This is a genomic window from Acinetobacter sp. IK23, from assembly GCF_035615275.1.
Classification (GTDB): domain Bacteria; phylum Pseudomonadota; class Gammaproteobacteria; order Pseudomonadales; family Moraxellaceae; genus Acinetobacter; species Acinetobacter seifertii.
The window spans coordinates 105,360-120,270 of record NZ_JANBNX010000001.1 but is presented as its reverse complement, the minus strand read 5'-3'; the positions used below and the strand labels follow the sequence as shown (position 1 = coordinate 120,270).

34 protein-coding genes are annotated in these 14,911 nt (G+C 39.5%); 19 read left to right on the top strand and 15 right to left on the bottom strand.

Annotated elements, in window-relative coordinates; genetic code table 11:
• The first annotated feature begins 55 nt into the window (after positions 1-55).
• Positions 56-1,042 carry a tyrosine-type recombinase/integrase gene (locus tag MSG95_RS00735; protein ID WP_324624574.1) on the top strand — a complete coding sequence of 329 codons (987 nt, stop codon included), beginning with the start codon at positions 56-58 and terminating at the stop codon, positions 1,040-1,042.
• Here the strand turns inward: MSG95_RS00735 and MSG95_RS00730 are convergent.
• From MSG95_RS00730 to MSG95_RS00660, 15 genes are all read right to left on the bottom strand, one after another.
• Complete coding sequence (locus MSG95_RS00730) at positions 1,039-1,308, bottom strand: helix-turn-helix transcriptional regulator (protein ID WP_000123991.1); 270 nt, start codon at positions 1,306-1,308, stop codon at positions 1,039-1,041. The two genes, MSG95_RS00735 and MSG95_RS00730, sit on opposite strands and share 4 nt — an antisense overlap.
• Before the next feature lies 1 nt (position 1,309).
• Positions 1,310-1,621, bottom strand: coding sequence for a hypothetical protein (locus MSG95_RS00725; RefSeq protein WP_324644930.1), 312 nt, complete (start codon positions 1,619-1,621; stop codon positions 1,310-1,312).
• Positions 1,618-1,827, bottom strand: a complete 210-nt coding sequence (locus MSG95_RS00720; RefSeq protein WP_034120613.1) for a hypothetical protein — start codon at positions 1,825-1,827, stop codon at positions 1,618-1,620. Before MSG95_RS00720 ends, MSG95_RS00725 begins: the two co-directional genes overlap by 4 nt.
• On the bottom strand, positions 1,824-2,156 hold the full coding sequence (locus MSG95_RS00715) for a hypothetical protein (RefSeq protein ID WP_324644928.1): 333 nt from the start codon (positions 2,154-2,156) through the stop codon (positions 1,824-1,826). Before MSG95_RS00715 ends, MSG95_RS00720 begins: the two co-directional genes overlap by 4 nt.
• Positions 2,153-2,410 (bottom strand): hypothetical protein, encoded by a 258-nt coding sequence (locus MSG95_RS00710; protein WP_270916417.1) that lies wholly within the window; start codon positions 2,408-2,410, stop codon positions 2,153-2,155. The genes MSG95_RS00715 and MSG95_RS00710 overlap by 4 nt, the downstream gene beginning before the upstream one ends.
• On the bottom strand, positions 2,407-3,045 hold the full coding sequence (locus MSG95_RS00705) for a hypothetical protein (RefSeq protein ID WP_324644924.1): 639 nt from the start codon (positions 3,043-3,045) through the stop codon (positions 2,407-2,409). Before MSG95_RS00705 ends, MSG95_RS00710 begins: the two co-directional genes overlap by 4 nt.
• Complete coding sequence (locus MSG95_RS00700) at positions 3,032-3,829, bottom strand: RecT family recombinase (RefSeq protein ID WP_324644923.1); 798 nt, start codon at positions 3,827-3,829, stop codon at positions 3,032-3,034. Before MSG95_RS00700 ends, MSG95_RS00705 begins: the two co-directional genes overlap by 14 nt.
• A 10-nt stretch (positions 3,830-3,839) precedes the next feature.
• The gene (locus MSG95_RS00695; RefSeq protein ID WP_324644921.1) at positions 3,840-4,898 is read right to left on the bottom strand and encodes a hypothetical protein; all 1,059 of its coding nucleotides are present in this window, start codon (positions 4,896-4,898) and stop codon (positions 3,840-3,842) included.
• Positions 4,899-4,914: 16 nt separating this feature from the next.
• Positions 4,915-5,097, bottom strand: coding sequence for a hypothetical protein (locus MSG95_RS00690; protein WP_324644935.1), 183 nt, complete (start codon positions 5,095-5,097; stop codon positions 4,915-4,917).
• Positions 5,097-5,477 (bottom strand): hypothetical protein, encoded by a 381-nt coding sequence (locus MSG95_RS00685; RefSeq protein WP_309004351.1) that lies wholly within the window; start codon positions 5,475-5,477, stop codon positions 5,097-5,099. Before MSG95_RS00685 ends, MSG95_RS00690 begins: the two co-directional genes overlap by 1 nt.
• On the bottom strand, positions 5,474-5,710 hold the full coding sequence (locus tag MSG95_RS00680; RefSeq protein WP_212259737.1) for a hypothetical protein: 237 nt from the start codon (positions 5,708-5,710) through the stop codon (positions 5,474-5,476). The genes MSG95_RS00685 and MSG95_RS00680 overlap by 4 nt, the downstream gene beginning before the upstream one ends.
• Positions 5,703-5,996 carry a hypothetical protein gene (locus MSG95_RS00675; protein WP_324644917.1) on the bottom strand — a complete coding sequence of 98 codons (294 nt, stop codon included), beginning with the start codon at positions 5,994-5,996 and terminating at the stop codon, positions 5,703-5,705. Before MSG95_RS00675 ends, MSG95_RS00680 begins: the two co-directional genes overlap by 8 nt.
• Positions 5,996-6,187, bottom strand: coding sequence for a hypothetical protein (locus tag MSG95_RS00670; RefSeq protein ID WP_057690512.1), 192 nt, complete (start codon positions 6,185-6,187; stop codon positions 5,996-5,998). The genes MSG95_RS00675 and MSG95_RS00670 overlap by 1 nt, the downstream gene beginning before the upstream one ends.
• Before the next feature lie 200 nt (positions 6,188-6,387).
• Complete coding sequence (locus MSG95_RS00665) at positions 6,388-7,029, bottom strand: hypothetical protein (protein ID WP_001013793.1); 642 nt, start codon at positions 7,027-7,029, stop codon at positions 6,388-6,390.
• Positions 7,026-7,709, bottom strand: coding sequence for a S24 family peptidase (locus MSG95_RS00660; protein WP_000096815.1), 684 nt, complete (start codon positions 7,707-7,709; stop codon positions 7,026-7,028). The genes MSG95_RS00665 and MSG95_RS00660 overlap by 4 nt, the downstream gene beginning before the upstream one ends.
• A 111-nt stretch (positions 7,710-7,820) precedes the next feature.
• Between MSG95_RS00660 and MSG95_RS00655 the strand changes: the two genes are divergently transcribed.
• The 18 genes from MSG95_RS00655 to MSG95_RS00570 all read left to right on the top strand — a co-directional run bounded on the left by MSG95_RS00655 (position 7,821) and on the right by MSG95_RS00570 (position 14,905).
• A complete protein-coding gene (locus MSG95_RS00655; RefSeq protein ID WP_001197739.1) occupies positions 7,821-8,003 on the top strand; it encodes a Cro/CI family transcriptional regulator in 183 nt (60 codons plus the stop codon).
• Positions 8,004-8,011: 8 nt separating this feature from the next.
• Positions 8,012-8,338, top strand: a complete 327-nt coding sequence (locus MSG95_RS00650) for a ribbon-helix-helix protein, CopG family (RefSeq protein ID WP_255006818.1) — start codon at positions 8,012-8,014, stop codon at positions 8,336-8,338.
• A 15-nt stretch (positions 8,339-8,353) separates the two neighbouring features.
• Positions 8,354-9,211 (top strand): replication protein, encoded by an 858-nt coding sequence (locus tag MSG95_RS00645; RefSeq protein WP_324644913.1) that lies wholly within the window; start codon positions 8,354-8,356, stop codon positions 9,209-9,211.
• The gene (locus MSG95_RS00640) at positions 9,208-9,942 is read left to right on the top strand and encodes an ATP-binding protein (protein WP_324644911.1); all 735 of its coding nucleotides are present in this window, start codon (positions 9,208-9,210) and stop codon (positions 9,940-9,942) included. Before MSG95_RS00645 ends, MSG95_RS00640 begins: the two co-directional genes overlap by 4 nt.
• Positions 9,939-10,127: a hypothetical protein gene (locus MSG95_RS00635; RefSeq protein WP_324644910.1), complete on the top strand. Its 189-nt coding sequence runs from the start codon at positions 9,939-9,941 to the stop codon at positions 10,125-10,127. The genes MSG95_RS00640 and MSG95_RS00635 overlap by 4 nt, the downstream gene beginning before the upstream one ends.
• The gene (locus MSG95_RS00630) at positions 10,124-10,288 is read left to right on the top strand and encodes a hypothetical protein (RefSeq protein ID WP_324644909.1); all 165 of its coding nucleotides are present in this window, start codon (positions 10,124-10,126) and stop codon (positions 10,286-10,288) included. The genes MSG95_RS00635 and MSG95_RS00630 overlap by 4 nt, the downstream gene beginning before the upstream one ends.
• The gene (locus MSG95_RS00625; protein WP_324644908.1) at positions 10,285-10,761 is read left to right on the top strand and encodes a DNA N-6-adenine-methyltransferase; all 477 of its coding nucleotides are present in this window, start codon (positions 10,285-10,287) and stop codon (positions 10,759-10,761) included. Before MSG95_RS00630 ends, MSG95_RS00625 begins: the two co-directional genes overlap by 4 nt.
• Positions 10,754-11,035 (top strand): hypothetical protein, encoded by a 282-nt coding sequence (locus tag MSG95_RS00620; protein WP_324644906.1) that lies wholly within the window; start codon positions 10,754-10,756, stop codon positions 11,033-11,035. The genes MSG95_RS00625 and MSG95_RS00620 overlap by 8 nt, the downstream gene beginning before the upstream one ends.
• Before the next feature lies 1 nt (position 11,036).
• The gene (locus MSG95_RS00615) at positions 11,037-11,600 is read left to right on the top strand and encodes a hypothetical protein (protein ID WP_324644904.1); all 564 of its coding nucleotides are present in this window, start codon (positions 11,037-11,039) and stop codon (positions 11,598-11,600) included.
• Positions 11,597-11,959 (top strand): hypothetical protein, encoded by a 363-nt coding sequence (locus MSG95_RS00610; RefSeq protein WP_317458002.1) that lies wholly within the window; start codon positions 11,597-11,599, stop codon positions 11,957-11,959. The genes MSG95_RS00615 and MSG95_RS00610 overlap by 4 nt, the downstream gene beginning before the upstream one ends.
• Positions 11,960-11,962: 3 nt before the next feature.
• Positions 11,963-12,388 (top strand): VRR-NUC domain-containing protein, encoded by a 426-nt coding sequence (locus MSG95_RS00605; RefSeq protein WP_060454616.1) that lies wholly within the window; start codon positions 11,963-11,965, stop codon positions 12,386-12,388.
• A gap of 9 nt (positions 12,389-12,397) precedes the next feature.
• Entirely contained in the window at positions 12,398-12,859 is a 462-nt protein-coding gene (locus MSG95_RS00600; protein ID WP_324644898.1) for a hypothetical protein, read from the top strand.
• Positions 12,860-12,983: 124 nt separating this feature from the next.
• On the top strand, positions 12,984-13,226 hold the full coding sequence (locus MSG95_RS00595) for a hypothetical protein (RefSeq protein WP_086610874.1): 243 nt from the start codon (positions 12,984-12,986) through the stop codon (positions 13,224-13,226).
• A gap of 184 nt (positions 13,227-13,410) precedes the next feature.
• Positions 13,411-13,617, top strand: a complete 207-nt coding sequence (locus MSG95_RS00590; protein WP_324624564.1) for a hypothetical protein — start codon at positions 13,411-13,413, stop codon at positions 13,615-13,617.
• A gap of 1 nt (position 13,618) precedes the next feature.
• Positions 13,619-13,822 carry a hypothetical protein gene (locus MSG95_RS00585; RefSeq protein ID WP_324644896.1) on the top strand — a complete coding sequence of 68 codons (204 nt, stop codon included), beginning with the start codon at positions 13,619-13,621 and terminating at the stop codon, positions 13,820-13,822.
• Positions 13,773-14,048: a hypothetical protein gene (locus tag MSG95_RS00580; RefSeq protein WP_324624562.1), complete on the top strand. Its 276-nt coding sequence runs from the start codon at positions 13,773-13,775 to the stop codon at positions 14,046-14,048. The genes MSG95_RS00585 and MSG95_RS00580 overlap by 50 nt, the downstream gene beginning before the upstream one ends.
• A gap of 33 nt (positions 14,049-14,081) precedes the next feature.
• Positions 14,082-14,369 carry a hypothetical protein gene (locus tag MSG95_RS00575; RefSeq protein ID WP_324624561.1) on the top strand — a complete coding sequence of 96 codons (288 nt, stop codon included), beginning with the start codon at positions 14,082-14,084 and terminating at the stop codon, positions 14,367-14,369.
• A 50-nt stretch (positions 14,370-14,419) separates the two neighbouring features.
• Positions 14,420-14,905, top strand: coding sequence for a hypothetical protein (locus MSG95_RS00570; RefSeq protein ID WP_324644894.1), 486 nt, complete (start codon positions 14,420-14,422; stop codon positions 14,903-14,905).
• The last annotated feature ends 6 nt before the right edge of the window (positions 14,906-14,911 follow it).

The following is a 14,911-nucleotide window of genomic DNA, read 5'->3' as shown; positions in this document are numbered from 1 at the left end:
ATTTTTTCCTATTATTTCGGTTATCACAATTACGCCAAGATTACGCCACAAAATTATGGCTTCATTTAGACAGCGCAACAATACATGGCGAGCCGAGATAAGTGTAAACGGAATTCGCGAAAGTGCAACCTTTGATACAAAAGCCCAAGCAAGAGCTTGGGCATCTAAACGCGAGACTCAGTTACGCGAACAATCGCATGGCAAATTACCAGATCACTCTTTTTTAGAAGCTATAGAACGCTACTTAAATGAAGTAAGCATAAAAAAGAAAACTCATGAGAATGAAGTCAAAAGAATGGCTTTCTTTAAGCGTGAGTATAAAAAGCTATGTCAAAAACAATTGGCCAAAGTCACAACTGACGATTTAGTGCAATGGCGTGATTCTCGTTTAAAAGAAGTGCAGGGCGCTACTGTCAGACGTGAAGCAAATATTTTAGCTTCTTTATTTACTGTTGCCCGGAAAGAATGGAAATGGATTAAAGAGTCTCCAATGGCTGACTTAACTTTGCCGCCACCTTCTAAACACCGGGATAGGCGAATTGCTCAAGATGAGATTGATAGATTATGTCTTGCAGCAAATTGGGATAATAATGTTCCAGTAAATTCAACTCAGCAAATTATAATTGCCTTTCTCTTTGCGATTGAGACAGCTATGCGCGCTGGTGAGATTGTTGGCTTGACTTGGGATCGTGTTTATTTAAAAGATAGATATTTAGTTTTAAATGAAACAAAGAATGGTACTAAACGAAATGTACCACTATCTAAGCGTGCAGTTGAGTTGCTTACTTTATTAAAAGGTCTTGATAAAAAGCAGGTCTTTACTTGTAATTCCCAAAGCTTTGATACGCTTTGGCGTAAATTGAGAGATAGATGTCAAATCACTGACTTGCACTTTCATGACACACGGCATGAAGCTTGCACACGCCTTGCAAGGAAATTAGAAGTTTTAGACTTAGCCCGGATGATTGGGCACAAAGATTTAAGAAGTTTGATGATTTACTACAATGCTACTGCAAGTGAAATTGCAACGAGGCTAGATTAGCCCCGTTTGCGTGGTCTTCCTTTCTTTGGCTCATCATCCGATTGTTCATTCAACCAGTTTGATAGCTCTGCCAAGTTCCAGCGTCTTCCTTGACCGCACTTAATAACATAGCGCGGTTTAGGGAAGGTTGGCAGGCAGCAAACTGCTGCCTTAAAATGTACATCTCGATATCCCAAGAACTCAGCAGCTTGGGAGTCATTAAGCCAGATGTCCGAAGGTGGTAACGCTACAACAAAGTTACTACCTATATTCGCAATTGCTGTCATTTCACCCCTCCATACTTTCCGCTTTTCTAAAAAACAAATCGTTCAACACCACATCATCATTAATTACAGTTCCATCCTCGATATAGTCACAGCCATTATTTATAAAGTACTGCTTATCATCTGGATGAGGGCGCATAACCAGATCGATAGCTGGGAAAGCAGAAAGACCATCAAAAGTTGTTAAGATCGAATGAACCAGACCTTCACATTTTTCTAAATCAGTGCCTTTACTTTGTGCCCAGTATCTTGCTAAGTTTCTAAAGTTCTCAAGCAATTCTTCACGAATCACTTCTTTTGGAATTGGTTCACTCATCCCTCAGCTCCCGATTCAACATCCAACAACATGCTGCCTTCCTCTGGATATTCGCTCATCCAAAAGTAATAGCCTTTGCCGCTGTGCCCATCTTCAAAGAATTTAATAGTTAGTTCAGTTTCAAGTTGATCTAAATCATTTTCACCATCTGGATTTACAAATTCGAGAAGGCTTTTTAGTTGATGACCGCTAAGTGTTATGCTCATTGTTCAGCTCCCGATTCGATTGCTTTAATCATTGCTTGATAAACATCTTGCACCTGACCATTTGTATAGAATCCGTCATGTGCTTCATATCCAGCATTGACCATTTTCTTATTTGCAACTTTCGGCACCAAAACATAACCCTCTGGCACCGCCTGAGCTTTGGCTTTTTCTTGCCATGCATACCAAGCTCCATTGATAAATGATTCTGCACATGAGTTGAATGGTAAGTCGTAAAAATCACCATTAAAATGAGATTTTTCCTCATTCAGTATTTCTGCAATTTCTGAAAGCTTCTCAAAAGCCTCTCTTTCCTTATTCAAATCTGTCATGCTGCTGTCTCCAAATACTTGTCTGCCAAATCATGCATTAGTAGGTTTCCTGAACCTGACTCATACCAAATACCTAATTGGCCTTTATATCTAAATCTCAAAAGTTCGTTTTGTTCTGTTCTACTGAAAACATCAGCACCTTGGTCAACTAGCCAGTTAGAGAAATCCTCAAACTTAGATGGCAGAAGGGCTAGGCGATTCTTATAACTTCGGTTGCTGCCGTAGCGACTTCTTAATATTTGCCAGTCGTTCATGCTGCCACCTCAAACTTAAAGCCTTTCTTGTCTAAGATTTCACAAAGTAATTCTTGGCAAATCTCAGCGCGTCTAATTAATTGTTTTTCACGAGTTGCATCACGTTCTTTGTAAAACATGGTTACTCGTCTTTCTGGTGGAATATGACCAACAACGTGCCAGTCAATCTTCTCGTATTTCTTAATCAGATAATCAGGTGTATCAACCAGTGTGTAAGCAATTGCTGATCTATTCAGATCTCGGATTAACATGTAGTTATCTAATTGCCACTCATACAACTTCTTATCACCAGCTTTAATCTCAATAGGGAATGTCTTTTTTGAATAAGCCGATTTGATATCAATAATGATGTCTTCCTCTTGCTCGTCTATGTCCCATTCCCCTGTGAATAAATCGGTTGTAATACGCGTCTTATTCTTCACATAGAAGTTGCCAGTAACTTGGTTAAGTAGGGCAATGCTCTGGTCTTCTACAACTTTCCCTTTCTCAATTTCTGGCGTACTTAATTCAGGTTGCCAGTCTAAAAGGATCTGGCTTGCTATCTCATAAATATGTGATAGTGCGCCTTCTGGTATGGTGTCCTTTTCAGGGTAAGCCATAAGCTTACCCACACCCGATGCTCTAAACGGGATCATGTTCTAAGACCTCCGTTTTCGCTTTGATGTAATTTAATAATTCATCTGAAACGTTGTAGTGTTCAGTGATTTGGTGAAGCTCTACCTGTTTAGCATTTAGCTTTTTAATAGCAGCTTCTGCCTGTTTCTCAGTTAGAACTGGTCGTGTGTCTACTGGTGTTTCATTAATATCTTTAGGAGGCAAGCCCACTGCGCCATCAGTGTCTAATAGTTCGTCTTCTGTATAGACACCTAAAATCACATCAGGGAAGTGAAGGCGAGCTAATTTTTTAGTAGCCAAGTATGCAATTTGCTGTTTAGGATCGTTTACCCAGTTAGGCGAATTGCGAGTCGTACCAACTTGGGCAAACGATACATCATGGATGCGTGGCTCTGATTCACCTTTAATAGTTACCCATACACGCACACCAACATCGTGAGCTTTGCAGGTTTTACCATCCACTTTCGACCAGTCGCCATACCATTCAAAGTTAGGACGACCAACGATAGGGGCGCGAGCAATAATCACAGCATTAACTAGCTGAGCTTCGTAACCTAAGTTGCCATTTACTAAGTGAGTCTTTTGAGCAACTGCAAAAGGGTTCATACCCCATTGCATTGCTTGCATAGTTACTGCCAAACAGTCACCAGAATTACCCTGTAAATGCTTTGGTACAGTGATAACTGCCTTACACATGAAGTCAGCAAATGCCACCATGTTTTGCATTGCTTGAGGGTCAAGAATCAATGAAGATGTCTGAGCATTCATTGGTAAGTTTGGTTGGTTTTCTACTAATGCGTTCATCTTCTAATCCTCAAAACTTAATAGATACGTGTGGAACTAAGCCCTTATTGATTGCTTGCAAAATCTCTTTTCCTTTTGCTTTATCAATACCTAAAGCCAATAAGCCTTTTAGAGCTTCATTACAGATTTTTTTACGATGTGCTTGGTTTGCTTGGCGCGCTTCCTCAGTCTTGCGTTCTGCTTCTAGCTTCACAGCTTGTTCGGCTTCAATACGTTTACGTTCTGCTTCGGCTGCATGTTGCGCACGTAATTCAGCAGCTTCTTTTTCAGCAACTAAACGAGCTTCACGCTCAGCAGCTTCACGTTTTTCGCACTCTGCTTTTGCAATAGCTTCTTGTTTTTCACGCTCTACACGTTCAGCTTCTTCTTTAGCTTTACGCTCAGCTTCAAGACGGGCTTTTTCAGCAGCTTCATGTGCAATGCGTTCTTCATGTTCGCGTTGTAAACGTTCGTGTTCAGCTTTGCGTAAACGTTCCAATTCAGACTGTTCAGCTTCATATTTTTCACGTGTAGAAAGGGCAGCGCGTAACTTTTCTAATGTTTCAAGCTTTGCAAGTTTTGCTTCCTGCTCATATTCATCAAGAGATGAGTCAACAACTAAACTCTCTAGGGAGTCGATAGCTTTTTTGATTTCCAGTGATGGAAGATCAAAACAAAGACCATACATAACTTTGATATTTGAAATAAACTGGCTATGCTTCGCTACACGGTCTTTCTCAGCTTGCTCCCAAGCATCACGAGGCGCTAAAACCTCATCACGTAATAAATCAAACTTCTTAACAATTGAGATTCGATCATCATCAATCACTTTGATTTGAGCTTTTTGTTCAGCTACTAATTCTTTTCCACATTTCTCAATAAGAGTTTTTGACTTACTGATTTTCAAAGCAAGCGAACCAATCGCATCACGGCCTTTCTTAGTGCTTACATCTGGCACATGAGAACGAACTTCTTGAGCAATACGTTCATACAATTCATCTGTACCACCATGTTTAGCGAAAGCCGCTACAATTACGTTTTGTTCTAATACTTGTAATTCATTAACTTGTGTATTTACTGGCGCATTCATAATCTTCTCCTAATTTTTAAAATAGCAACTGCTGAGTAGTGTCTGAATACCGGACTTCAATTTGTCCTTGTGTAGACTCCTCAATTAGCATCTTGAAGTAGGCCATTGCCTCAGCAATTGTTGTCTCTGTTGCTGAAGCAGGACGACGAATAAGCACATCAATGGCTTCAAGTAGTTTTCTTTTCTCATGTACATGCATCACACCACTCCCGCTTCTTCATCTGCCAATTCTTCGGCGTAGTATTTAAGCTGCTCGTTTAAGCTGTGTGCTTGTGCGTCTGTAAGCTTGAAACGTAAGCCAATCGGTGACTCAATACCGTCTTTATCAGTCACTACAGCATGAGTTTTTGTATCTACTACAAGCACTTCATATTCTTGGTCACGGGCACAACCACTGGACTGATCAGTTACTTCACGAGTGTCATGAGTCGTTTCAGCTTTAATCTGGCAGTTAAGAACATTGCAGCCGTAAGTTAGATCGAAATAGACCGTTTCGCCTTCAACTTGAATGTCAGTAGACATGTCTAAGTAAGGGAAAGAAGGGCATAGCAGCTCGGGTTTAAGGGCTAACATATTCATGAGTTAGTACCTCTCAGAGACTCAACCAAATGCTTTCTCAAGCCATCAATTTCCGTCTCAAATTCTTCAGCAGTAAGCGTGGTGCCAAGCATGAATAAAGCTTGATTAGCGACATTAAGAAGATAGTCATTTGCAAGTGATTGATGAGCCACAGCAAGATGACCAGCTGTGTGAGCAATCTGAACACGACTTTCTTCTACCAATTTATCAATAATTTCGTGGAAGTTATCCATGAGAGGGCTCCTTAGCTGCGTCAAATGCCTTCTGACATTCCTTTGCTATGCGATGTATTTCTTTCTCTAAGTCTTGGAATGTGCGAGCTTCTGAGTCAGCTATGCCAAGTTTAAAAACACCTGTAATAGCGCCAAAAATGGTTGAATAGTAAAACTTCTGACTTAGACGGATAGGGTCAATTGGATCTGTACTGTCCTGCAAGTCCTTAGGAACTTTTGCAAGAATGATATTCATTGCATTTCCAGAAGACTGAATAACCCATTCTTTACCGATACGAATTTCCATCACTTCACCCCCTCAACCTGCACACGCACATACATGTTCTGTTTTGCTTTGAGTTCGTTGGCGTATTGCTCGTCGGCACAGCCTTTTAGGAATGCAAATACAATGAAGGTGATAACCCAGAAAGCTATGAATGCTTTCGAGCCATCCCGGAAGGCTTGGCTAAACTTGTACTTTTCAATTCTTTGATTCATACTTATCTCCGCATTAGATGCAAACCGCCTAGACTCTGACCCCTATGGCGGTTTTTGTTTATAAGGTTAGTAAAGCATACTTTACCTTGTAGACATTGTAAAGCCTACTTTACTAATTATTTTTAAGTACACTTTACTTTTTTGTATGGGCAATAAAAAACCACTATATGCATAGTGGTTCGGACGAAGCGATTTAGAATTTATTTAGTTAAGTCTTTTGCAATTAACCATTCTTTTTTATCTACATCATATTCAGGCTCTAATAAAGCCAAAATATAACCTGACGCCTCAAATTTAAAATGTTCTTTTGATGGACTGACAAACCCCCAATAAACTAAGTCATTTTTACCTAATGAGTTTTGATACTTATCATTAATTCCAGCAACTAAAGTTGTACCTTCACTATTTGCCAATTGAACTAAAAAACCTTGGATAGAGTTATTATTATGAATAACTTCTTGAATTATCCCGAAACTCATTTGATTTTTTTCAAATAAAGGCTTGTGGATGGTAGTTGCAAAAGAAAAGGCTGACAGATTGTCCTTAAAAATTAATTTTTCCCCAGATGGTTTTTTATAAAAGACCCACCTTTTAATTTTTAATAATAAGAAATACCCCCAAGAAAGCAGAAAGCCAATCGGTAGAAAATACAAAAATAAATGAAAGAAAAAGCCATCTCTTTTTTGAGGAAAATATTCAGGATTTAGTATTTGGTTTAAATCTAAGTTCTCTTTATAAACCCACGATAATAAAGAAATAATCCCTACTGTTAAAAATAAGATGCCTATCCTCTGAATTGGCTCTTTCGAGCCAAATTCCCATATTTTATTTAATCCATTCACTTATATTTCCTCATGTGTAAGACCATCACACCTATAATTGATATATTGTGATTAAGTGATGAAAGTGTTGGGTAGTCTGGATTTAAAGGAACTAATTCAAAAATTTCCCTTCCAAAATCATCATATCCAATTACTCGATACTTCTTGAAAGTTGCCTCGTAATCACCGTTTTGAGCTACCACAAAAGAACCGGGCTGAGGCATTAATGCTGTGTCGATTGTTAAAAGATCACCTGGTTTAAAGTCTGGCAACATACTGTCACCCTGAACGGTAAGACTAAATACACTTTTTTCTTTTGCTGATTTATAAGTCGTATAAGTTTCACCTATTGGATTTACCCCATCGTAACCAACAGAGTTAAAAAGGCCAGCTTGTACATAATCTAGTACAGGAATTTTGCTAATTTCATCATTATTAAATACTACATTCGCATCTGATTTTTTATCTAGCAGCATTGGGGCACGTTCGCCAGCAAGCCATTTATGGTTAACACCTAAGAATTCTGCTGCAAGAGTCAAGTTACTGCCATCCAGTTCTTTTGTTGGTCCATTAAACCACTGACCAACACTTGCTTTACTTACTTTACAGAATTCAGCCATTTCTGTGTTTTTTAGTTTTTTATTACGAGTTGATTCGTAGTGTTTTTTGGCTTGATGCATGCGTTCTTGAAGCGAAGACATAATAAAAATTCCCAAATTAGTAAAGCTAGCTTAACTTTTTATAAGTAAAGTTTGCTTGATTTCGTTAAGTAAAGTATGCTTTACTTGTCTTTGTTTACTGGAGTAAAGAAAGTGCAAGTACTGATGAAGAAAAGTGACGCCATTCAGGCGTTCAAAACCAAAGTCGGTGTGGCAAAAGCAATTGGGATTAGTAAACAAGCAGTTAGCTTATGGGGCGATATGGTTCCTGAAGGTTCGGCCTCTAAATTATTGCTTGTAAATCCCAACATCCCACACACGATCAAAGCTGCTTAGGTGGTGACATGGCCGAAAAATTAACCGCAAGTGTCACCTTTAAGTGCACGGAAGAAATGAAAATCAAATTAGAGCGTATTGCGCGTTCTAGAAAGTTAAACGGCTCATCAGAGCTAATGCGTATAGCTGCCATGGACATAATCTTCGAGGTTGAGGAGATGCTTAATTGTCTACAAATGCCTATCGATCTGACCACAGTTACCGAAGATACAAGGAATACGCCTGAGCCGTTTGAGCTTGAACTGGCGCCAAATCCGCATAAAACACAGGCACAAAAAAGGCCCAATTGTCGTAACCAATTGAGCCTTATCTGCCATTCCACTGCAAAGCAATGAAACGAGAACTGAAATATGAATTTAGCACATAAACATGACTCACCACAAGGTGATGTTATTCCGTTTCCAAAACAAGAGCGACAAGATATGTCAAAGAAAGAAGAAGGCTACACAAGATTGCCTAACTCTTTAATTGACGAGCAAATAATGGCGCAATTAAGCGACAAGGCATTTAAATGTTTGATGCTAATAATTCGTCAGACTTCTGGTTTTAATCGCAACTCAGACAAGATTGCCACTACGCAATTTCAAGAAGCGTGCGGTATCAAAAAAACAGATAAGGTCTATGCCTCAATTAAAGAACTTGAACAGAAAAGTTTAATCAAAGTTGAGCGTAAAACTGGCGGATTAAACACCTATTATTTGTTAGAAAACCAATCCCAAAATAAGGTACTACCTGAAAATGGGACTACTCCCAAAAATGGGGAGGGGACTACTCCCAAAAATGGGGAGGGGACTACTCCCAAAAATGGGGACACTACAAAAGAAAATATTAAAGAAAACTTTAAAGAAAATACATGTAGCGAAAATCCAGTCGATACAGTGCTCAAACTTTGGACTCCAAATTTGGATGCGTTGAATGCTTGGTTGCAAAGATCAGGTATAGCAAAAATGACTCAATCCGAAGTTGATGGCTGGTTACTTGAGATCAACGGTTACTACTCGACAAAAATTGAAGCGGGTTTGCTTACAGATACCCAAATGTACACAAACTTCGTGAAGTGGATTAAACGCAATTTTTCAAGTCGTAAGGTTGCACCTAAAGGACAAGATCCAATCGATTCTAGAAACGTGAATGCAGCATGGGAAAACATCCATCCAGATTACAGCAATGCTGGTGATCCTGTTGAGTTGGAGGATTGGATGCTATGAACGCGATGCTTAATCCACAAGTTTTACAAGGTTCAGGTTTCTGCACTAAGCACAATGCGAAAGAAATCATCATGGGAGGCTTTCAAGGCTGCCCACAGTGTGCAATCGAGTATGTGTCTAAGGCAAATCAAGAACATGAGTTTGAAGTTCAGAAGGCAGTTCGTGAAAAACACTTTGCAGGGGCAATGCTTCCAGAACGTCATAAAAACGCTGGATTTAGAAATTACAACACACCTTCGTCTGGTCAAAAGAACGCTTTAACCCAAACAGCAAACTTTGCCAAAAAAATCGTGAAGGGCGAAGTTGAAAACTTGGTCATGGTCGGAAGTACCGGAACAGGCAAAACACATTTGGCATGTGCAACTGCAAGAACGCTTTTAGCCAAAGGCAACTACGCACGTTACATCACAAGCGAGGAATTGGCTCAACGCATCATGAAGGCGTGGGACAAGGACACAAAAGATCAATCAGAGCAGTCAGTAATTTATGAGTTCACAACTTACGACTTGCTCATTCTTGATGAGTACGGATTGCATGACCGTGATAAGCGCTTAGAGCTAGTGCATAAAGTTCTTTACTCACGCTATGACGCATGCAAGGCAACGATGCTCATTTCAAATATGACACTTGAACAACTCAAAAATGATTTGGGTGATCGCCTTTGGTCACGTTTCCAACATGGCGGACTCACAACCATTGAGTGCAACTGGAAAGATGCGAGGGCGGTATGACACTAACAGAAATTAAATTCCGATTAATCACAATCGCGGAAAAAAGAAAGCGCCCTTACTTCGACATGATCGTGGTTAAAGAAGTACGTGAGGCATTCAAAAACAATACCTACCACGAATTAAAAAATTACGTGCTTGCTGAAATGGAAGTTTCGATTTTGAACATGGTGGAGCTAGGCAGATGAACTACAAGGAAATGATGGCGCTTCGATGCGCTTATAACTATGGATTTAAAACTACAGAAACAAGAGCAGCAGCGAACCTATACGAGAAATTAAGAAAGCTGAAAATGCTAGACCAACTCAAGCAGGAAGCCATGACTAGACGTTACAAGGAGGCGGTATGAACACAATGGCGCAAAGCAAGCTGTTTGGTCTTGCTGAAAATAGAACAGATGTATGGTCAACGCCGCAAGATTTTTTTGAAAAATTGGATCGAGTATTTAACTTTGATTTAGACGTTTGTGCTCTGCCTGAAAACGCTAAATGTGAACGTTATTTTACACCTGAAATTGATGGTCTAAAGCAAGAGTGGACTGGGACATGCTGGATGAATCCGCCATATGGCCGTGAAATTGTAGATTGGATATCAAAAGCAGCTTATACGGCAGAACAAGGACATACAGTTGTTGCACTGGTTCCAGTTAGAACGGATGCACGATGGTTTCAAGACTATTGTTTAGGTCGTGAAATCCATTTTATTCGTGGGCGTTTAAAGTTTGGTGGTTCTTCATCTAATGCGCCATTCGGTTGCTGTGTTGTCGTATTCCGTCCAAGTCTTAAAGATGTCCAGTGGGACAAAGGAGCCAGCCATGGGTGAGTTTAAAGTCGGGGATTGGGTTAAACGCACAGACAAAATAACCGAGTCTATCTACCAAATAAGCAGTATTGATAAGGATCTTATCAAGTGTAATTTCATAAAGAATGGGGAAAATTGGCGCCTTCATACAACTAAAGGAGAGATTGAGTATGCCACACCCGAAGAAATCAAAGCAGGGCATCGAATTGATAAACCCTCGGATTCGGGGGAATTAGAAACCCTAGACAAACCAGAAAACCACATCAGCACGCTGTGTAAATCAAAGGATGTTTGAGATGGATAAACCAATAACATTTAACGAATGGTTAGGCACACAAGGCAATATGGTTCTCCTTCATGCCAATTGTTGCCGTATTGCCTTTGAAGGTGGTCAGCAGTCACAGCAAGCGAAAGTGGAGGAGCTGCAAAATAATATCAACTTACTAAATGAAGCTTTGGATATTAAAGAGCAACTTAATCAAAAACTTCGTGGGCGTGAAGATGAGCTACAAAAGCAATTAAATGAATACATATTTGTGGCTGAAACTATTGATGAAATGTATGTGAAAGAGGTTAAGAGCAGTGAGGAGCTGCAAGAAGAGTTCGCCGAAGATGAGCGATTCTTAAAAGAACAGATCAAAGACAAAGATTTAAAAATCTCAAATCTTGAATATCAACAAGGTATGGATAAAGAACTTATTCAGACATTGCAATGCAAGGTTGAGAAGTTGCAAAAGCAGATTGATGCGCTAGAGAAGTCCTATTTTGTTTTAGCCCGAATTAAATCAATAGCAAGCAAAAACTTACTTGAAAGTATTTTGATTAAAGAAGTGAGGCAAGCGCTCAAGGGGGAAGGATGAAAGCAATCAAGATTCCATGTGAGCATGACTTGCTAAGTAAGGATGATGACACATGGGCTAATGCGGTGATGCGCTGTAAGGGTGGAAGCCCTTACTGTGGCGCAGACGGTTATTGCCATGCAGGCGGAACTTGCTTTGCTGACCAAGAGCTAACAAGAGAGCAAGCAATCTTAGAAGTAGATCGCCTAGCTCAAGAATTACATAACTCCAAGATTGAAAACGACAAGTTAAGAAATGCAGCTAGTCAGCTTGTTAATCAACTTGAATTGGCAAAAGAGCAGAACTTAAAGAGCGGTAATGATCAGAGAGTATTTGCTTTGAAGTTCTGTATCCATGAAATCAAGAAAGCGATGGGGTGACCAATGACCACATTCAAAGAGGCTCAAAGGGTCCAGTCACAAAAGGCAGCTCGTTCTAAGCGATTCAACCGAGTACCTACAGAAGATCAAGAACAGATGACGCTCATGAGTTGGGCGCATCGTGTGAAATATGGGTCAGGTCGTTTGAGTGATTACTTATTCCATATTCCTAATGGTGGCTCAAGAAACATAATTGAAGCTGCAAAGTTCAAGAAGTTAGGCGTAAAGGCTGGTGTTCCAGACCTTCAACTTATCATTCCAAATGGTGAAGTACACGGGCTTTGGATTGAGTTGAAGTCAAAGAAAGGGAAATTACAACCAAGTCAGAGGCTCATGATTCAACGCTTAGAAGAACAGGGTTACATGTGCAAAGTCTGCTTTGGTGCGGATGAAGCCATAGATGAAATTAAAAAGTACTTAATGATTTAGGGTGACGGTATGAATGCGGCAGTGAATACACAATTGAAAAGAAAACATTTCTCAGTGGCAATCAACTGGCATGAGAAGCCAATTGAATGGCATCTAGAGCAATATGGGTCATGGTTATTGTTGGATGATCATTATTTTAGTCTTGGTGAATCAAGTGTACTAGGTCATTTGATTGATACTGCTAATGGTGTTGTAGTTGATCGTCGTCAACGTGTTGCCCCACTATGTAAAATCAATGATGAGCATGCCGATGCAGTGGCAGATATGCTTACTCACTTAATGCAGAATGAAACAACTAAAACAAAGAAATGGATGAGAATTGTCATAATGTTTTATGTTGAATTCAAGTCAGAGGAGACAATTGCTAAGAAGCTTGGAGTGTCTGAATTCTCAGTAGCTCGCGACAAAATGTTAGGCATGGTTCGCTTGGCTACTAAATATCAATTCAAAAGTCTCATAATAGGAGCTTGAAAGTCAGGGTGTACTTTGATATATTCATGTTATAGTGACCGTAGTGTATGTGGTTCACTTCCTTATTTAAAAAGCTCACTTAATCGTGGGCTTTTTTATTGCCTATCGAAAAGTGAGAAGAAGAATGGCTTGGCTATCAAACCGACATGCACCAACTAAACCAAATCAATTATGTGTCTTGGCTATTAAAGTCGACAGTGAGTCAATTGATTACCTGCCTGCTGTGTGGGACATGTGTGATAGTGAAGATAAACATTTCACTCTTACAGTAGATCGTCCTGATCTTGGTGATATTATCAAGTTGGAAAAAGTTGAAGCTTATATGATTTTTCATCCGCTAACTATTGAAGATAAAAAGCATTTCTAAAAGCTTTCGCTACGTTTCCTTTGCTTTTTGGAGGTCACATGCTCCGAATTATCAGGCAAGTATTCTGCTTTCATGTTTGGGAATATGAATCCGACATGTTCAATCAGAAAGAATGCAGAAAGTGTGGGAAGATTAAGTGTTTGTAGCCCTGTCGTTTGACAGGGTTTTCTTTTTTGGGGTGTTTATGAAAGCGCAGAAATTAATTGAAAAGCTGGGCAAAGCGAAGGTTTCAGAAATCTTGAAAGAAGCCCATCCTGATGCAGTGTATTACGTAGACGAATGGAATGATCACTTTAAAGTGCATGGCTATTGTGCTGATAAATGCATTGTAGGAATAAACAATCCACATACTCATTACAAGCTAACGGATTTGCAAGAAGCATTGGGGTGACATGGACACAATCGAAGCGAAGAAGAATTTAGAAATCTATAAACGTAATCTTAGCCGGTTAGAAAACTATAACCATTTATTCAGCAGCCATACGTTTAAGACTGAATGTCAGCGTGAAGTAAATACTTTCAGAACCAGAATAGAGAACCTAGAAAATGCGTTCGACAAAGAGGCTGAACGAAATAAGAGCACTACCCTGCGTTAGATGCGGCTATCCTCACTCACAAGCGGCTCATTCAAATAGTTCAAAGCATGGTAAGGGTCGTGGTATCAAGGCAAACGATTTATACACAGTTCCACTATGTTATGTCTGCCACGCTGCTTTCGATAAGTTTGAATTAGGCACAAGACAAGAATCAGAAGCCATGTTTGAGCGGTGGTTGGAAAAAACAGAGCGGATGCTTAATCTTAAAGAGCAGGATGTTTTTTGATATAATTTGATCATTATAAGAATGGTGAAAGTTATGTACCTTTACAATGAACTGATTGGTGGACAATGGGATAAGCATTTAGCTTGTCTAGATCAAGACTATGTTATTGCAAGACCTGACGTTTTCGCTGACCTAGATTATAGTAGAGGTTTAGAAAAGGCTCCAGATAACTTAGTAATAACACGTTATTTTAAAAGAAAAGCTTTTGTAAAATTTAATAAAATAACTTATTTCAGAGAGTTCTTAGTTCCAAACCAAACTGACTATGAAATAGCAATTAAACGTTTTAAAAGATATTTCAATCCAATTTTTATAAAGTAATTTGATTTAAATCAAGCCACCCTCGGTTGGTTTTTTATTGCGAGGTCAAAATGGAATTCAGACAAGTTGTTAAGAACCATTGCGACATCTCACCAGTAACTAACTTTCTTAATGTGAATCATGCTAAAGCGGCAGGCGAAGGTAAGCCGTTAGTAGTTCTAATTGCACCGCAAGAGAGAGACCGGACAAAGGCTCAAAATCGATTGTACTGGATGTGGCTTAATCAATGGGCTAAGCGTCAAGGAACAGATAAAGACTACGAACATCTGTTCTTTAAGAAGAACTTCTTAGCAAAAATCTATGATCGGGATGACGTAGGCCAATACAAGAAAACGTTCAAGGCTGTTAGAGAATTAAAGGTTTCTAAGCATCCACTCTACCAAGACGTATCAAACGGACTATGCGAGCTAATGAGCACCACAGATGCAAGTACAGCTCAATTCACAGAATATCTAAACGACATTCACGCATGGTGCAACAAACAAGGGTGTTATTTGGAAATACCTGATGATCTTAAATTCGCATTAGAAAAATAGAGGTAC

Excerpts from the sequence above, each read along its gene's own strand:
- MSG95_RS00575 (WP_324624561.1), top strand. The coding sequence starts at position 14,082 with ATGTACCTTTACAATGAACTGATTGGTGGACAATGGGATAAGCATTTA.
- MSG95_RS00615 (WP_324644904.1), top strand. The coding sequence starts at position 11,037 with ATGGATAAACCAATAACATTTAACGAATGGTTAGGCACACAAGGCAAT.
- MSG95_RS00710 (WP_270916417.1), bottom strand. The coding sequence starts at position 2,410 with ATGAACGACTGGCAAATATTAAGAAGTCGCTACGGCAGCAACCGAAGT.
- MSG95_RS00590 (WP_324624564.1), top strand. The coding sequence starts at position 13,411 with ATGAAAGCGCAGAAATTAATTGAAAAGCTGGGCAAAGCGAAGGTTTCA.
- MSG95_RS00730 (WP_000123991.1), bottom strand. The coding sequence starts at position 1,308 with ATGACAGCAATTGCGAATATAGGTAGTAACTTTGTTGTAGCGTTACCA.
- MSG95_RS00635 (WP_324644910.1), top strand. The coding sequence starts at position 9,939 with ATGACACTAACAGAAATTAAATTCCGATTAATCACAATCGCGGAAAAA.
- MSG95_RS00650 (WP_255006818.1), top strand. The coding sequence starts at position 8,012 with ATGGCCGAAAAATTAACCGCAAGTGTCACCTTTAAGTGCACGGAAGAA.
- MSG95_RS00695 (WP_324644921.1), bottom strand. The coding sequence starts at position 4,898 with ATGAATGCGCCAGTAAATACACAAGTTAATGAATTACAAGTATTAGAA.
- MSG95_RS00670 (WP_057690512.1), bottom strand. The coding sequence starts at position 6,187 with ATGAATCAAAGAATTGAAAAGTACAAGTTTAGCCAAGCCTTCCGGGAT.
- MSG95_RS00605 (WP_060454616.1), top strand. The coding sequence starts at position 11,963 with ATGACCACATTCAAAGAGGCTCAAAGGGTCCAGTCACAAAAGGCAGCT.
- MSG95_RS00700 (WP_324644923.1), bottom strand. The coding sequence starts at position 3,829 with ATGAACGCATTAGTAGAAAACCAACCAAACTTACCAATGAATGCTCAG.
- MSG95_RS00675 (WP_324644917.1), bottom strand. The coding sequence starts at position 5,996 with ATGGAAATTCGTATCGGTAAAGAATGGGTTATTCAGTCTTCTGGAAAT.
- MSG95_RS00580 (WP_324624562.1), top strand. The coding sequence starts at position 13,773 with ATGCGTTCGACAAAGAGGCTGAACGAAATAAGAGCACTACCCTGCGTT.
- MSG95_RS00630 (WP_324644909.1), top strand. The coding sequence starts at position 10,124 with ATGAACTACAAGGAAATGATGGCGCTTCGATGCGCTTATAACTATGGA.
- MSG95_RS00715 (WP_324644928.1), bottom strand. The coding sequence starts at position 2,156 with ATGACAGATTTGAATAAGGAAAGAGAGGCTTTTGAGAAGCTTTCAGAA.
- MSG95_RS00705 (WP_324644924.1), bottom strand. The coding sequence starts at position 3,045 with ATGATCCCGTTTAGAGCATCGGGTGTGGGTAAGCTTATGGCTTACCCT.
- MSG95_RS00595 (WP_086610874.1), top strand. The coding sequence starts at position 12,984 with ATGGCTTGGCTATCAAACCGACATGCACCAACTAAACCAAATCAATTA.
- MSG95_RS00685 (WP_309004351.1), bottom strand. The coding sequence starts at position 5,477 with ATGAATATGTTAGCCCTTAAACCCGAGCTGCTATGCCCTTCTTTCCCT.
- MSG95_RS00570 (WP_324644894.1), top strand. The coding sequence starts at position 14,420 with ATGGAATTCAGACAAGTTGTTAAGAACCATTGCGACATCTCACCAGTA.
- MSG95_RS00585 (WP_324644896.1), top strand. The coding sequence starts at position 13,619 with ATGGACACAATCGAAGCGAAGAAGAATTTAGAAATCTATAAACGTAAT.
- MSG95_RS00610 (WP_317458002.1), top strand. The coding sequence starts at position 11,597 with ATGAAAGCAATCAAGATTCCATGTGAGCATGACTTGCTAAGTAAGGAT.
- MSG95_RS00690 (WP_324644935.1), bottom strand. The coding sequence starts at position 5,097 with ATGCATGTACATGAGAAAAGAAAACTACTTGAAGCCATTGATGTGCTT.
- MSG95_RS00720 (WP_034120613.1), bottom strand. The coding sequence starts at position 1,827 with ATGAGCATAACACTTAGCGGTCATCAACTAAAAAGCCTTCTCGAATTT.
- MSG95_RS00660 (WP_000096815.1), bottom strand. The coding sequence starts at position 7,709 with ATGTCTTCGCTTCAAGAACGCATGCATCAAGCCAAAAAACACTACGAA.
- MSG95_RS00600 (WP_324644898.1), top strand. The coding sequence starts at position 12,398 with ATGAATGCGGCAGTGAATACACAATTGAAAAGAAAACATTTCTCAGTG.
- MSG95_RS00725 (WP_324644930.1), bottom strand. The coding sequence starts at position 1,621 with ATGAGTGAACCAATTCCAAAAGAAGTGATTCGTGAAGAATTGCTTGAG.
- MSG95_RS00680 (WP_212259737.1), bottom strand. The coding sequence starts at position 5,710 with ATGGATAACTTCCACGAAATTATTGATAAATTGGTAGAAGAAAGTCGT.
- MSG95_RS00625 (WP_324644908.1), top strand. The coding sequence starts at position 10,285 with ATGAACACAATGGCGCAAAGCAAGCTGTTTGGTCTTGCTGAAAATAGA.
- MSG95_RS00620 (WP_324644906.1), top strand. The coding sequence starts at position 10,754 with ATGGGTGAGTTTAAAGTCGGGGATTGGGTTAAACGCACAGACAAAATA.
- MSG95_RS00640 (WP_324644911.1), top strand. The coding sequence starts at position 9,208 with ATGAACGCGATGCTTAATCCACAAGTTTTACAAGGTTCAGGTTTCTGC.
- MSG95_RS00645 (WP_324644913.1), top strand. The coding sequence starts at position 8,354 with ATGAATTTAGCACATAAACATGACTCACCACAAGGTGATGTTATTCCG.
- MSG95_RS00735 (WP_324624574.1), top strand. The coding sequence starts at position 56 with ATGGCTTCATTTAGACAGCGCAACAATACATGGCGAGCCGAGATAAGT.